Source organism: Pseudomonas sp. NY8896, from assembly GCF_039634505.1.
The window spans coordinates 6713688-6728114 of record NZ_CP132350.1; the positions used below are offsets into that span (position 1 = coordinate 6713688).

Sequence of the window (14427 nt, forward strand, 5' to 3'; positions counted from 1 at the left end):
CTGCGTCTAGTGCTCTGAAAAAGAAAAGCCCCGCATTTGCGGGGCCTTTTCACATCACAGGTGGGCGTCGAGGAACGCGGCCAGCTGCGATTTGGACAAAGCGCCAACCTTGGTGGCTTCGACGTTGCCGTTCTTGAACAGCATCAGCGTCGGGATACCGCGCACGCCGTGCTTGGCCGGGGTTTCCTGGTTCTCGTCGATGTTCAGCTTGGCGACGGTCAGTTTGCCCTCGTAGGTGGCAGCGATGTCGTCCAGAACCGGAGCGATCATCTTGCATGGGCCGCACCATTCAGCCCAGTAGTCGACCAGCACCGGGCCTTGAGCCTGCAGTACGTCGGCTTCGAAGCTGGCGTCGGTGACGTGTTTGATTTTGTCGCTCATGGAAATCTCCAAGGTCGTAAGCAATAAAAAACGTTGCCCATCATAGCCGCCCCCGCCGCCTACAGGAAGCCGCGGACGATTGAGTGTAACTATAGTTGTGCAAGAAGCCGCGAATCGAAACTGTCATGTCGCCGTCATAGAATCGAATGGCACATTGCCTTGCATCAAGGCCAGCACACCGGCTGAGTGTCACGCGTTGGCGACAGCCTGCTATCGTGGCACGATTGCCAGGTTAACGACCGAGAACAACCAGATCATGCCGCATACCATCGCGAAGAACCTGTCCCTGATCGCCGCCATCGACCTTGGCTCCAACAGTTTTCATATGGTCGTGGCCAAGGCCCACCATACCGAAATCCGTATCCTTGAGCGGCTCGGCGAGAAGGTTCAGCTAGCCGCCGGCATCGACGAAGAGCGCAAGCTCAGTGAAGAGTCTATGGAAAGAGGCCTGGATTGCCTCAAGCGCTTTTCTCAACTGATCAACGGCATGCCGGCAGGCTCCGTACGCATCGTCGGTACCAACGCCTTGCGCGAAGCGCGCAACCGCAACGAATTCATCCAGCGCGCCGAGGCCATCCTCGGCCACCCGGTCGAGGTCATCTCCGGCCGTGAAGAAGCGCGCCTGATCTACCTGGGCGTATCGCACACCCTGGCCGATACCCCCGGCAAGCGCCTGGTGGCAGACATCGGTGGCGGCAGTACCGAGTTCATCATCGGCCAGCGTTTCGAGCCGCTGCTGCGCGAAAGCCTGCAGATGGGTTGCGTAAGCTTTACCCAGCGCTACTTCCGCGATGGCAAGATCACCCCGGCCCGCTATGCCCAGGCGTACACCGCCGCGCGCCTGGAGCTGATGAGTATCGAAAATGCCCTGCACCGCCTGACCTGGGACGAGGCCATTGGCTCGTCCGGTACCATTCGCGCCATCGGCGCCGCCATCAAGGCCGGCGGCCTGGGCAATGGCGAGGTCAACGCCGAAGGCCTGGCCTGGGTCAAGCGCAAGCTGTTCAAACTGGGCGAGGTCGACAAGATCGACTTCGACGGCGTCAAGCCGGACCGCCGGACCATCTTCCCCGCAGGCCTTGCGATTCTCGAAGCGATCTTCGATGCCCTGGAGCTGCAGCGCATGGACCACTGTGACGGTGCCCTGCGCGAAGGTGTGCTGTTCGACCTGCTCGGCCGTCACCACCACGAGGATGTGCGCGAACGCACCCTGAACTCGCTGATGGAGCGCTACCACGTGGACCAGGGCCAGGCTGCGCGTGTCGAACGCAAGGCACTGCACGCCTTCGACCAAGTGGCCGACGCCTGGGACCTTAAAGACGGAAATTGGCGCGATCTGCTTGGCTGGGCCGCGAAAATACACGAAATAGGGCTAGACATTGCCCACTATCACTACCACAAACATGGCGCCTACCTGATCGAGCACTCCGACCTGTCGGGCTTTTCTCGCGAAGATCAGCAGATGATGGCCCTGCTGGTGCGCGGCCACCGTCGCAACATCCCCAAGGACCGTTACGCTGAGCTGGGTGATGAAGGGGTCAAGCTGCTGCGCCTGTGCGTGCTTCTGCGCTTTGCCATTCTGTTCCACCACATTCGCGGCACCCAGCAGATGCCAAAGGTAGAGCTCAAGGGCGGCGACAACAGCCTGGATGTAGCTTTCCCTGAAGGCTGGCTGGAGCAGAACCAGCTGACCCAGGCCGACTTCGCCAACGAGGCGGAGTGGCTGGCCCGGGTCGGCTTCGTCCTCAGCGTACGTTGAGGACCGGGTTGCTCAGGCGCTCCAGCAGGGTCGCCTGGGCACTGCGCGGGTTCTGGTTGCCGGTCGGGGTGCTACGCACGTAGCGCCCGTCTGGCTGCAACGTCCAGGCGTGGGTGTTGTCGGTCAGGTAGCCTTCCAGCTCCTTCTTCACCCGCAGCAACAGCTTCTTGCCTTCCACCGGGAAGCAGGTCTCGACGCGCTTGTCGAGGTTGCGCTCCATCCAGTCGGCGCTGGACAGGTAGATCTGCTCTTCGCCGCCATTGAGGAAGTAGAACACCCGCGTGTGCTCGAGGAAGCGGCCGATGATCGAGCGCACCTGGATGTTGTGCGAAACCCCCGGAATACCTGGGCGCAAGCAGCACATGCCGCGCACCACCAGGTCGATTTTCACACCCGACTGGCTGGCCTTGTACAGCGCCTTGATGACCTTGGCGTCGGTCAGCGAGTTGAACTTGGCGATGATGTGCGCCGGCTTGCCTTCGAGGGCGAACTGGGTTTCCCGCGCGATCATGTCGAGCATGCCCTTTTTCAGGGTGAACGGCGCGTGCAGCAGCTTCTTCATGCGCAGGGTCTTGCCCATGCCGATCAGCTGGCTGAACAGCTTGCCAACGTCCTCGGTGAGGGCGTCGTCAGAGGTCAGCAGGCTGTAGTCGGTGTACAGGCGGGCGTTGCCGGCGTGGTAGTTGCCGGTACCCAGGTGCGCATAACGCACGATCTCGCCCTGCTCGCGGCGCAGGATCAGCATCATCTTGGCGTGGGTCTTGAACCCGACCACGCCGTAGATCACCACCGCACCGGCCGCTTGCAGGCGGCTGGCCATCTGCAGGTTGGACTCTTCGTCGAAGCGCGCACGCAACTCGATCACCGCAGTGACCTCCTTGCCGTTACGCGCCGCGTCCACCAGGGCGTCGACGATTTCCGAGTTGGCCCCGGAGCGGTACAGGGTCTGGCGCACGGCGAGCACATGCGGGTCCTTGGCGGCCTGGCGCAGCAGGTCGACCACCGGGGTGAAGGACTCGAACGGGTGCATCAGCAGGATGTCCTGCTTGCTGATCACGCTGAAAATGTTGTCGGCGTTCACCAGCAGCTTGGGGATTGCCGGGGTGAACGGCGTGTACTGAAGCTCCGGGTGGCTGTCCAGGCCGGTAATGCTGAACAGGCGGGTGAGGTTGACCGGGCCATTGACCTGGTACAGCTCGCTTTCGCTGAGGCTGAACTGCTTGAGCAGGTAGTCCGACAGGTGTTTCGGGCAGGTGTCGGCCACTTCCAGGCGCACGGCATCGCCGTAACGGCGCGAGAACAGCTCACCACGCAGAGCACGGGCCAGGTCGTCGACTTCTTCGGAGTCCAGCGCCAGGTCGGCGTTACGGGTGAGGCGGAACTGGTAGCAGCCCTTCACCTTCATGCCCTGGAACAGGTCGTCGGCGTGCGCGTGGATCATCGACGACAGGAACACGTAGTTGGCACCCGGGCCACCCACCTCTTCAGGCACGCGGATGACCCGTGGCAGCAGGCGTGGGGCAGGGATGATCGCCAAGCCCGAATCGCGACCGAAGGCGTCCACACCCTCAAGCTCGACGATGAAGTTGAGGCTCTTGTTCACCAGCAACGGGAACGGGTGGGTCGGGTCGAGGCCGATCGGGGTGATGATCGGGGCGATTTCGTCGCGGAAATAGCGGCGCACCCAGGTCTTGAGTTTGGGCGTCCAGTAACGACGGCGAATGAAGCGAATCTGATGCTTTTCCAGCTCCGGCAGCAGCACGTCATTGAGGATCGCGTACTGGCGCTCTACCTCGATGTGCACCAGTTCGCTGATACGCGCCAACGCCTGGTGCGGCTGCAAGCCATCGGCACCGGCCTGTTCACGGGCAAAATTGATCTGCTTCTTCAGCCCGGCCACGCGGATCTCGAAGAACTCATCGAGGTTGCTGGAGAAGATCAGCAGGAACTTGAGCCGTTCAAGCAACGGGTAGTTCTCGTCCAGTGCCTGTTCCAGCACGCGGATGTTGAACTGCAACTGCGAGAGTTCGCGATGAATGTACAGGCTGCTGTCGTCCAGGCCAGGGACGGTGATTGCCGGGGCCGGTGCGGGCACCGGGGCCACAGGCTCGGCCACCTGCTCCGCTACGGGCTCGGGCGCCGGCGGCAGGTCAGGCGGGGTCTGCACCATCTCTTCTGGGAGCTCCTGGGCATCCTTGATCGCGACAGGGGTGAGCACTTCATTATTCATCTGGCGTTCCTGAGGACGTTAACGCCCTATCATCAATTGAGCGGCAAGATAAGCGCCCATTATGACGCCTGTGTTACACACCAGGGCAAGCCATGGCGCGTGGCCTCTGGCATTGTCTGTGTAGGAATTGTTCACGTCGAGACACATTTGGACACTTTCACGATTGCGCGCGAAGGGGTAGGCTTCGCGTTCATTTCGCCAGCACCTCAGAAAATGCTTCAACAATTCCTGCAGGATTTCGGCTACTTTGCCCTTTTTCTAGGCACCTTCTTCGAAGGCGAGACCATCCTGGTGCTTGCGGGTTTCCTTGCGTTCCGTGGTTACATGGACATCAAGCTGGTGTGCCTGGTGGCCTTCTTCGGCAGCTACGCGGGCGATCAGCTGTGGTACTTCATGGGCCGCCGCCACGGGCGCAGGATCCTGGCGCGCAAGCCGCGCTGGCAGGCAATGGGTGACCGGGCGCTGGACCACATCCGCCGCCATCCTGATATCTGGGTGCTGAGTTTTCGCTTCGTCTATGGCCTGCGCACGGTCATGCCGGTGGCCATTGGCCTTTCGGGCTATCCACCCCGCCGCTATCTGCTGCTGAACGGCATTGGCGCGGCTATCTGGGCAATCGCCCTGGGCGCGGCCGCGTACCACTTCGGCGCCATTCTCGAAGGCCTGCTGGGCAACGTGAAACGTTACGAGCTATGGGTGCTCGGCGGCCTGGTGGCGCTGGGCGGCCTGCTGTGGCTGCGTCGGCGCTTCCGCACCCTGCGCGCGGAGCGCAAGGCGGCGGGCCTGGCCCAGGCCCCAGAGGCTGAGCAAGCTGTAAGCCACGAGCAGGAACCAGGCCAGCGGCGCGACCACCGCTAAGCCCAAGGCGCCGGCCAGGTACAACGCCGGCGCATTCAGCAGCAGCCGCGCCAGCTCCAGGCGCGCAGCCCAGCGCCGGTTCTCCAGCAAAGCGCCCAGCACGAACAGACCAAACGCCATCAGCGACCAGCCGAGCACCAGCGCGGCGATCGGCACGCGGTCGGCCACATCCATCAGGTAGCTGCCCAAAGCCACATACACCACGAACTGCGCCGCCACGTAGGCTTGTTGCGCGCGACCCAGGGCAATCTCGAACTTGCGAAACTGCGCCAGGTCCTGCTTGGCCTGCGGGAAGCGCGCAGCCACGTCGGCCGGGCGCCAACCGGTGGGCATGAACCAGATGCGCAGCTTGTCCCACAGGCTGGTGGTGTGCCGGGCGTCATGCCAGAGCTGGGCATAGAACTGCAGGTTGGCCCACAGCGGGTTCCAGCTGGCCAACGGTGTCGTCACTCCGAACACCACCGGCTCGGCCGGGTCCTCCTCTTTGAAGGTGCCGAACAGACGGTCCCAGAGAATGAACACACCGCCGTAATTGCGATCCAAGTAAGCAGGGTTTTGCGCATGGTGGACGCGATGGTTGGATGGTGTGATCAACACCCACTCGAGCCAGCCAAGCTTGGGGATGTGTCGGGTATGCACCCAGAACTGATACAGCAGGTTGAGCGAGGCCACGGTGATGAACACCAGTGGCGGTACGCCCACCAGCGCCAGCGGCAGGTAGAACAGCCACGAGAAGATGAACCCGCTACTGGTCTGGCGCAGCGCCGTGGTGAGGTTGTACTCCTCGCTCTGGTGATGCACCGAGTGTGCGGCCCACAGCACGTTGCGCTCATGCCCCAGGCGATGCAGCCAGTAGTAACAGAAGTCGTACAGGACAAAGGCCAGCAGCCATACCCACCACGCCTCTGCCGGCAACCGCAAAACCGCCAGGTGTTCGAAGGCCAGCGCATAGGTGACCAGCCCTACCCCTTTGGTCAGCAGCCCGGTACTGGTCGACAGTGCGCCGGTGCTAAGGCTGTTGATCGAGTCGGCCAGGGTGAAATTGCGCTGGCCACGCACGCGGTCAGCTACCAGCTCGACGGCAATCAGCACAAAGAAGAACGGCACAGCCAGCAGTATCAGGTCCATGGGCACGACCTCAGGCGTTATCCACCAAGATTAGGCCGCACCCGCGGGAATCCCTATGGCGACATCTGCCAAACTAGAGGACATTTAGCGCCTCGACACTGGAGTAGTGAACATGACAAAAAAAGTAGCGGTGATTCTTTCCGGCTGTGGCGTGTACGACGGCGCCGAAATCCACGAAAGCGTGATCACCCTGCTGCGCCTCGACCAGCGCGGTGCGCAGGTGCAGTGCTTCGCGCCGAACATTGCACAGATGCACGTCATCAACCACCTGACCGGCGAGGAAATGCCCGAGTCGCGTAATGTGCTGGTGGAATCGGCGCGCATAGCCCGCGGCGAGGTCAAGGACATCCGCGAGGCCAAGGCCGAGGACTTCGATGCGTTGATCGTGCCAGGCGGTTTTGGGGCGGCAAAGAACCTCTCCAATTTTGCCGTGGAAGGTGCCAACTGCAGCATCAACCCGGACGTACTGACCCTGGCCGAAGCCTTTGCCGACGCCTGCAAGCCGGTTGGGCTGATCTGCATCTCGCCGGCACTGGCCGCGAAGATCTACGGGCCGGGCGTGGTCTGCACCATCGGCAGCGACGCCGGCACGGCGGCGGCGGTCGAGAAGATGGGCGGTACCCATGAGGAGTGCGATGTGCACGATATTGTCGAAGACTCCCAGCGCAAACTGGTGACTACGCCGGCTTACATGGAAGCCAAGTCGATCAGCGAAGCGGCGGGGGGCATCTACAAGCTGGTGGACCGGGTGCTGGAACTGACACACGAGTAAGCACCGAAAGCGGCGCGGCCTTCTGTGCCTCGCGAAAGGGCCGCAACGCGCCCCTTTCGCGACACAAGGCCGTTCCCACAGAGAACCGCAAGCTCTTCAGGACTTGGACAGCCGGGCAATGATCCGGTCCAGCGCATTGGCAAATGCCTGCTTCTCCCGCTCGCCGTAAGCGCCCTGCCCACCCCCCACCTGGCCCTGCTCGCGCAGCTCGGTGAACAGGTTGCGCGCCGCCAGGCGGTCGCCCATGTTGCGTTCGTCGAACTCTCGCCCACGCGGGTCCAGTGCCGCCACGCCCTTTTTCACCAGGCGGTCGGCCAGCGGTACGTCACTGCAGATCACCAACTCGCCAGGCACGGCGTGCTCGACCAGGTAATCGTCGGCCGCGTCCATGCCGCTGGGTACCACAATCAGGCGCACGATCGCGAACGCCGGCTTGGCCACGGCCTGCCCCGCCACCATCACCACCTCGAACTTGCGCTTGAGGGCGAACTTGACGATCAGATCCCTGGCCGCTTTGGGGCAGGCATCGGCATCGATCCATACACGCATCGGAAATTCTCGACTTGGACTCAATGCGCCCATCATGCCTGAAGCTCAGCGAAAGCTGGAGCGCGAGAACGCTGGAAAAATGGCGCCAGAATTACAATTACTGCTTATCCGACCCCGCCACTCAGGCTAAACTCGCCACAGCTTCACTGGCCTGCCCGAGCGCGCAATGAACCACCCTCACGAAATCCGCCCTGACCTGGACGAAGGCATCGACCGCAAGGTCCTGGCGACATTGCGTGCGCGCTTCCTGCAGTTAAACCAAGGGCGGCTGCAGCGGGCAATGGAAGGCCTGTCGACACGTCAGCAACAGGTACTGACGCTGCTACCGCTGCTGTTTCACGTAAACCACCCGCTGTTGCCAGGCTACGTCTCGGGCAGTACGCCTGCCGGCGTATCGGGCTATGCGCCAGGTGCCGAGCTGGTGGCGGAGGCCCAGCGCCTGGCGCGCTCGTTCACCTACAAGGCCGCGCATGGCAACCCGCCACGTCCGATTCACGGCCTGTTCCTGATGGGCAGCCTGGGCTCGCTGGCCCAGGCCGAGCACAGCGACATGGACCTGTGGGTGTGCCACGCACCCGGCTTGCCCGAACACCAGTTGGATGAACTGCGCCGCAAGTGCCAGCAACTGGAGGCCTGGGCGGCAAGCCTGGGAGCCGAAGCACACTTTTTCCTGATCGACACGCAGGGCTTCGCCCATGGCGAGCGCGATGGCCAGCTCGGCTCCGACGACTGTGGCACCACCCAGCACTACTTGCTGCTGGACGAGTTCTACCGCACCACCCTGTGGCTGGCCGGGCGCACACCGCTATGGTGGCTGGTGCCGGTGTATCAGGAACACAACTACCACAGTTATACCCAGACCCTGCTGTCCAAGCGGTTCATCCGCAGCCATGACGCCCTCGACCTCGGCAACCTGGCGCACATTCCGCCCGGCGAGTTCGTCGGCGCAGGCCTGTGGCAGTTGTTCAAAGGTATCGACTCGCCCTACAAATCGCTGCTCAAACTGCTGCTGACCGAAGCCTACGCCAGCGAACACCCTGCCGTGCGCTGCCTGAGCCTGGACTACAAGCAGGCCGTGTTCGCCAACCAGCTAGACCTCGACGAGCTCGACCCCTACGTGATGGTTTACCGGCGCATCGAACGCTACCTGCTGCAACGTGGCGAACACGCGCGCCTGGAGCTGGTACGCCGCAGCCTGTACCTCAAGGTGAACAAGAAGCTCAGCGACCAGGGTCGCAGCATGGGCTGGCAACGCCGGCTGCTGCAGCGCCTGACCGACGAGTGGGGCTGGAGCCAGCAACAGCTGGCCTTGCTGGACAGCCGCCGTCAATGGAAAGTGCAACAGGTTGCTGTCGAGCGCCGCGAACTGGTGGCCGAGCTGAACCACAGTTACCGCTTCCTCAGCCAGTTCGCGCTCACCCAGAACGCCAGCAGCCGCGCCGACCAGCGCGACCTCAATGTACTGGGCCGGCGCCTGTATGCGGCGTTCGAGCGCCGCGCCGGCAAGGTCGAAGTGATCAACCCCGGTATCGCCCCAGACCTCGCCGAAGGCACCTTGACCTTGGTCCAGGCACCCAACCGCAAGGAGCCGGGCAACCACCACTGGGAGCTTTACAGCGGCAACTTGAGCACCCACGAGGTGGAGCACTTCAGCCCGATCAAGCGCTGCCGCGAGCTGCTCGAGCTGCTCGCCTGGGCCCATCGCAACGGCGTGATCGACAGCAGCACCCGCCTGGCGCTGCACCCAGGCAGTAGCGACCTTGGCGAGTACGAGCTGTTCAACCTGCTGGGCTGCCTGCAGCAGAGCATTCCCCTGCCCTTGCCGACCGTCAGTGAAGTGCGCCTGCTGCAGCCCAGCGTTGCCGACGAGGTGCTGTTGCTGGTCAATGTCGCCATCGACCCGCTGCGCCATCACCGCGACCTGAACATTCTGATGACCACCGAGCGCACCGACTCGCTGAGCTACGCCGGCGTGCGCGAAAACCTGGTGCTGACCCTGGACCAGGTCACCATCAACAGCTGGAACGAGGTGCTGGTCCAGCGCTATGACGGCGAGCACGCACTGGTGCGCTGCCTGCGCGATTTCCTCAACAGCCCGGTACTGCACGGCCACCGGCCGCGGGTGCGGGTGCGCTGCTTCTGCCAGAGCCGCGCCCAGGCCATCGGCCAGCGTGTAGAGGAGATTTTCGACACCGTGCAACTGCTGCTGGACCAGGGGCTGCACCATCGCTACCTGCTGCAGGTAGCCCAGCACACCCATGTACTGGAGCTGCTACCCCAGCATGTCAGCCTGACCACCCTGGACGAGCATGAGGCGCTGCTAGCCTACCTGGGCGAAGAGCGCGGCGCCTACAGCCCGCTGTACCTGGACGCCAACGCCCTGCAAGACCACGACCTGCGCCTGGTACTGGAGCACGGCAGGCCGGCCTGTATCCAGGTGTTCTATCGCCTGCAGGACGGTTGGGCCGAGCTGTATGTGTTGGATGAGTACAACGCGCTGTGGCAACAACGCCTGCCATTGCATGACGAAACGCACTTGCTGCTGCCGCTGCAACGCTTTCTGCGCTCGGTGGTGATGCGTCGCGATGCCCGCCTGCCGCTCGACGGCCTGCGGCCGGCCTCGCTGGATATCCACTATGCGCAGCTTCTGCCCTCTGGCGCAGGCAAGGCACGCAGCATCGAGCCGCGCCTGGCCCCGATCGAGGGCAGCGACCAGCCTTACTATGAGGTGCAGGCGATCATCCAGGCCGGGGTCGCGGGCGCGGCGCATGTGACGCTGTATTGCGACCAACAGGAGTTTTCCGAGCTGGAGCATGGCGAGCAGCTGTATGCGGTGGTAGCCCGGCAGATCATTGGCCAGCGCCGTGGTGCAGGGCGGTACCAGTGCTATATCACCGACCTGGACTTATCCGAGTTGCTGGATGACCGGCTGGGGGCGACGCAGGTGTACCTGAGCTACAAGCGGGTGCTGGAGCAGGCTTTGAATGAGGGGCTGGAGCAGGTTTTGGCGCAAAGCGCCTGAATTGCCGGGGGTGCTTTGCATCCCATCGCGACACAAGGCCGCTCCTACAGGGGAATGCGATTCCTTGTAGCGGCCTTGTGTCGCGATGGGCCGCAAAGCGGCCCCCTTGGCCCTTACAGGTCGAAATCGCCCGCCGCTTCCGGTTGGTATTCCACTTCCAGCAGCTTCAGCTTGAGGGTCTTGCCACCCGGTGCCGGCCAGTCGATCTGCTCGCCCACCGACAACCCCAGCAAGGCGCAGCCAATGGGCGCCAGGATCGAAACCTTGCCTTCCGGCCCGGCATCCTTCGGGTAAACCAACGTCAGGTGGTAATCCTTGCCGCTGGCTTCCTCACGGCAGTGCACGCGCGAGTTCATGGTCACCACGCCCGCTGGCACTTCCTCGTGACCGACCACCTGCCCGGCGCGGTCCAGCTCGTCCTGCAAGGCGAGCACACCCGGCGTACTCTCGTCGAGGCTGTCGATCAGACGCTCCAGACGTTGTACGTCCAATCGGGTGAGGATGAGGGAAGGCTTGGTGCTCATGATCCAGTCAGACTCCTTTGAACAGGCAGTTTTCAATGTGCAAATAAAGCAAAACCCCGCCCAAGGGCGGGGTTTGAGAAGGCTTTGGCGTCACCGACGCAGAACCCGACACTACCACAGCCGGGTAAATACTCAAGCCCCTGCGCTCAGTGTGCCTTAGCCTGATCGCGCAAGGCCTGGGCCTCGCGGCAGATCTGCCGACGCCGTTCGTCGTCAGCCGAGCGCCATTCGCGGATGTGCTCGACATGCCGGTGGCAACCTGTGCACACCCGCTGTTCGTCCAACCGGCATACGCTGATGCACGGCGATGGCACGGCGGGGCTGACGTTGCTGTAAAGCGGCTTGGGCGGCCGAGCCTGGGCGCTGCTCATGTCAGATCTCGTCGAAGTCCAGCTTCTCGCCGGCCCGCTCCCAGACGATGCGCTCGAGCATTTCGCCCAGCAGTTCTTCGCTCTTTTCGCACACCCACTTCTTGCTCTCTTCGTCGTAGTCGAAGTGGAAACCACCGGAACGGTCGGCCAGCCACAGCTGGCGCAGCGGCTCCTGGCGGCTGAAGATCAGTTGGGCGCCGCCCTCGAACTTGACGGTAAGGACGCCGGCGGAGTTCTCCATGTCCAGGTCCATGCCGCTCTCGTCGAACAGGTCTTCCAGGGCCTGTTGGGTCGCGTCGACCAGATCATGGAAACGCGCTTCACTCAAACTCATTGCAGGAACCTCGAAATTGGCTGCGTTACAGGCAAGCCGGGCAAGATACGGGCGCTTGCCGCCGAATGCAAAGATTAGCCACTGAAGGGGGTAAGAATAGCCCGCCCGGCGGACCGGTCCTTGCATAGGCAAGCCGCCGGTCGCTCGGTATACTCGGGCGCAATACTGCATTTTTCTAAGGATTTCACCCATGAAGCGCCTGATTTCCTCCTTCGCGGCGCTGGTCGCTGTTGCCTGCCTCGTTTCTGCCTGCGGCCAGAAAGGCCCGTTGTATCTGCCTGAAGACGGCGATAACGGCAAAGCGCACAAGGCGCACCAGCACCAGCCCAAAGCCAAGCCGGCCCCGGTACAAGAGCAGCAGCCCGAACTGCAGCCCGAGCCCGAGCAGTCGCCAGCGCAGTAAGGAAACCAGATGAACGCTTTCAACTACCGCGACGGTGAGCTGTTCGCGGAAGGCGTGGCCCTGTCGGCCATCGCCGAGCGCTACGGCACCCCCACCTACGTGTATTCGCGCGCCCACATCGAGGCCCAGTACCGTAGCTACGCCGATGCCCTGCAAGGCACTGAACACTTGGTGTGCTTCGCGGTAAAGGCCAACTCCAACCTGGGCGTACTGAATGTACTGGCGCGCCTGGGCGCAGGTTTCGACATTGTCTCCGGCGGTGAGCTGGAGCGCGTGCTGGCCGCTGGCGGGCGCGCAGACCGCGTGGTCTTCTCCGGCGTCGGTAAAACCCGTGAAGACATGCGCCGCGCCCTGGAAGTTGGCGTGCACTGCTTCAACGTCGAATCCACCGACGAACTGGAGCGCCTGCAAGTAGTGGCCGCTGAAATGGGCAAGGTTGCCCCGGTGTCGCTGCGCGTCAACCCGGACGTCGATGCCGGTACCCACCCTTACATCTCCACAGGCCTCAAAGAAAACAAGTTCGGCATCGCCATCGCCGACGCCGAGGCCATCTACGTGCGTGCCGCACAGCTGCCGAACCTGGAAGTGGTCGGTGTCGACTGCCACATTGGCTCGCAGCTGACCACCGTGGAGCCGTTCCTCGACGCACTCGACCGCCTGCTGGTACTGGTCGACCGCCTGGCCGAATGCGGTATCCACCTGCGCCACCTGGACTTGGGCGGCGGTGTTGGCGTTCGCTACCGCGACGAACAGCCGCCGCTGGTGGCCGACTACATCAAAGCCATCCGCGAGCGCGTGGGCGAGCGCGACCTGGCCCTGGTGTTCGAGCCGGGCCGCTACATCGTGGCCAACGCTGGCGTGCTGCTGACCCGTGTGGAATACCTCAAGCACACCGAACACAAGGACTTCGCCATCATCGATGCGGCGATGAACGACCTGATTCGGCCGGCCCTGTATCAAGCCTGGATGGGTGTCAGCGCGGTCAAGCCTCGTGCGGGCGAAGGCCGTGCCTACGACCTGGTCGGCCCTATCTGCGAGACCGGCGACTTCCTTGGCAAGGACCGCGTGCTGAACCTGGCCGAAGGTGACTTGCTGGCCGTAGCGTCTGCGGGCGCCTATGGTTTTGTCATGAGTTCCAACTACAACACCCGTGGCCGTTGCGCTGAAATCCTGGTCGACGGCGACCAGGCGTTCGAAGTACGCCGCCGCGAGACCATCGCCGAACTGTACGCTGGCGAAAGCCTGCTGCCGGAGTAAGCCCATGCTGCTGCGTTTTACCAAGATGCATGGGCTGGGCAATGACTTCATGGTCCTCGACCTGGTCAGCCAGCACGCGCATATCCAGCCCAAGCACGCCAAGCAATGGGGTGATCGCCATACCGGCATCGGCTTCGACCAATTGCTGATCGTCGAGGCGCCGAACAACCCGGAAGTGGACTTCCGCTACCGCATCTTCAATGCCGACGGCTCCGAGGTCGAGCAATGTGGCAACGGTGCCCGTTGTTTCGCCCGCTTCGTGCTGGACAAGCGCCTGACTGCGAAAAAGCGCATTCGTGTGGAAACCAAGAGCGGCATCATCGTGCTGGACGTGCAGAACGACGGCCAGGTGAGTGTCGACATGGGCCCGCCGCGCTTCATCCCTGCCGAAATCCCCTTCGTCGCCGACGCACAGGCGCTGAGCTACCCACTGGAAGTCGACGGCCAGCTGCATTCGATTGCCGCCGTGTCCATGGGTAACCCGCACGCCGTGCTGCGTGTCGACGACGTGCGTACTGCCCCCGTGCATGAGCTGGGCCCGAAGATCGAAAACCACCCACGCTTCCCGCAGCGGGTGAATGCCGGCTTCATCCAGGTCATCGACCGCCACCGCGCCAACCTGCGCGTGTGGGAACGCGGCGCGGGCGAAACCCAGGCCTGCGGCACCGGCGCCTGCGCCGCAGCCGTGGCAGCCATCAGTCAGGGCTGGATGGACTCTCCGGTGTCCCTCGACCTGCCCGGCGGGCGCCTGCACATCGAATGGGCCGGCCCCGGCAAGCCCGTACTGATGACCGGCCCGGCCGTACGCGTCTACGAAGGACAGGTTCGTCTCTAAGCGA

Annotated in this window: 13 protein-coding genes and 1 pseudogene; 7 read left to right on the forward strand and 7 right to left on the reverse strand. The window is 63.1% G+C overall.

Features of this window, described 5'->3' with window-relative positions; genetic code table 11:
• Positions 1–54 precede the first annotated feature (54 nt).
• On the reverse strand, positions 55–381 hold the full coding sequence (gene trxA, locus Q9451_RS30390; RefSeq protein WP_012274768.1) for a thioredoxin TrxA: 327 nt from the start codon (positions 379–381) through the stop codon (positions 55–57).
• Positions 382–637: 256 nt separating this feature from the next.
• Between trxA and ppx the strand changes: the two genes are divergently transcribed.
• Positions 638–2140 (forward strand): exopolyphosphatase, encoded by a 1503-nt coding sequence (gene ppx, locus Q9451_RS30395; RefSeq protein WP_012274769.1) that lies wholly within the window; start codon positions 638–640, stop codon positions 2138–2140.
• Here ppx and ppk1 read toward each other — a convergent pair.
• The gene (ppk1, locus tag Q9451_RS30400) at positions 2127–4370 is read right to left on the reverse strand and encodes a polyphosphate kinase 1 (protein WP_012274770.1); all 2244 of its coding nucleotides are present in this window, start codon (positions 4368–4370) and stop codon (positions 2127–2129) included. The genes ppx and ppk1 overlap by 14 nt on opposite strands.
• A 213-nt stretch (positions 4371–4583) precedes the next feature.
• On the opposite strand from ppk1, the gene Q9451_RS30405 reads away from it, so the two are divergent.
• The gene (locus tag Q9451_RS30405; RefSeq protein WP_151884243.1) at positions 4584–5228 is read left to right on the forward strand and encodes a DedA family protein; all 645 of its coding nucleotides are present in this window, start codon (positions 4584–4586) and stop codon (positions 5226–5228) included.
• 549 nt (positions 5229–5777) lie between these two features.
• Here the strand turns inward: Q9451_RS30405 and Q9451_RS30410 are convergent.
• A pseudogene (locus tag Q9451_RS30410) lies at positions 5778–6356 on the reverse strand (sterol desaturase family protein); the annotation flags it as partial.
• A 112-nt stretch (positions 6357–6468) separates the two neighbouring features.
• Between Q9451_RS30410 and elbB the strand changes: the two are divergent.
• On the forward strand, positions 6469–7128 hold the full coding sequence (gene elbB / locus Q9451_RS30415) for an isoprenoid biosynthesis glyoxalase ElbB (RefSeq protein ID WP_012274772.1): 660 nt from the start codon (positions 6469–6471) through the stop codon (positions 7126–7128).
• 96 nt (positions 7129–7224) lie between these two features.
• On the opposite strand, the gene Q9451_RS30420 is transcribed toward elbB, so the two are convergent.
• Entirely contained in the window at positions 7225–7677 is a 453-nt protein-coding gene (locus Q9451_RS30420; RefSeq protein ID WP_012274773.1) for a YaiI/YqxD family protein, read from the reverse strand.
• A gap of 166 nt (positions 7678–7843) precedes the next feature.
• On the opposite strand from Q9451_RS30420, the gene Q9451_RS30425 reads away from it, so the two are divergent.
• Positions 7844–10699: a class I adenylate cyclase gene (locus tag Q9451_RS30425; RefSeq protein WP_012274774.1), complete on the forward strand. Its 2856-nt coding sequence runs from the start codon at positions 7844–7846 to the stop codon at positions 10697–10699.
• 113 nt (positions 10700–10812) lie between these two features.
• Here the strand turns inward: Q9451_RS30425 and rnk are convergent, their stop codons facing one another.
• The 3 genes from rnk to cyaY all read right to left on the reverse strand — a co-directional run bounded on the left by rnk (position 10813) and on the right by cyaY (position 11928).
• Positions 10813–11223 (reverse strand): nucleoside diphosphate kinase regulator, encoded by a 411-nt coding sequence (rnk, locus tag Q9451_RS30430; RefSeq protein ID WP_012274775.1) that lies wholly within the window; start codon positions 11221–11223, stop codon positions 10813–10815.
• Positions 11224–11369: 146 nt separating this feature from the next.
• Positions 11370–11594, reverse strand: a complete 225-nt coding sequence (locus Q9451_RS30435) for a DUF1289 domain-containing protein (protein WP_012274776.1) — start codon at positions 11592–11594, stop codon at positions 11370–11372.
• A gap of 1 nt (position 11595) precedes the next feature.
• Complete coding sequence (gene cyaY, locus Q9451_RS30440; RefSeq protein ID WP_012274777.1) at positions 11596–11928, reverse strand: iron donor protein CyaY; 333 nt, start codon at positions 11926–11928, stop codon at positions 11596–11598.
• A 190-nt stretch (positions 11929–12118) separates the two neighbouring features.
• Between cyaY and Q9451_RS30445 the strand changes: the two genes are divergently transcribed.
• Genes Q9451_RS30445 through dapF form a run of 3 tightly spaced genes read left to right on the forward strand, consistent with a single transcriptional unit; the run spans position 12119 to position 14423 of the window.
• Entirely contained in the window at positions 12119–12331 is a 213-nt protein-coding gene (locus Q9451_RS30445) for a lipoprotein (protein WP_012274778.1), read from the forward strand.
• Between the two features lie 9 nt (positions 12332–12340).
• Complete coding sequence (lysA, locus tag Q9451_RS30450; protein ID WP_012274779.1) at positions 12341–13588, forward strand: diaminopimelate decarboxylase; 1248 nt, start codon at positions 12341–12343, stop codon at positions 13586–13588.
• A gap of 4 nt (positions 13589–13592) precedes the next feature.
• Positions 13593–14423, forward strand: a complete 831-nt coding sequence (dapF, locus tag Q9451_RS30455) for a diaminopimelate epimerase (protein ID WP_012274780.1) — start codon at positions 13593–13595, stop codon at positions 14421–14423.
• Positions 14424–14427: the final 4 nt, after the last annotated feature.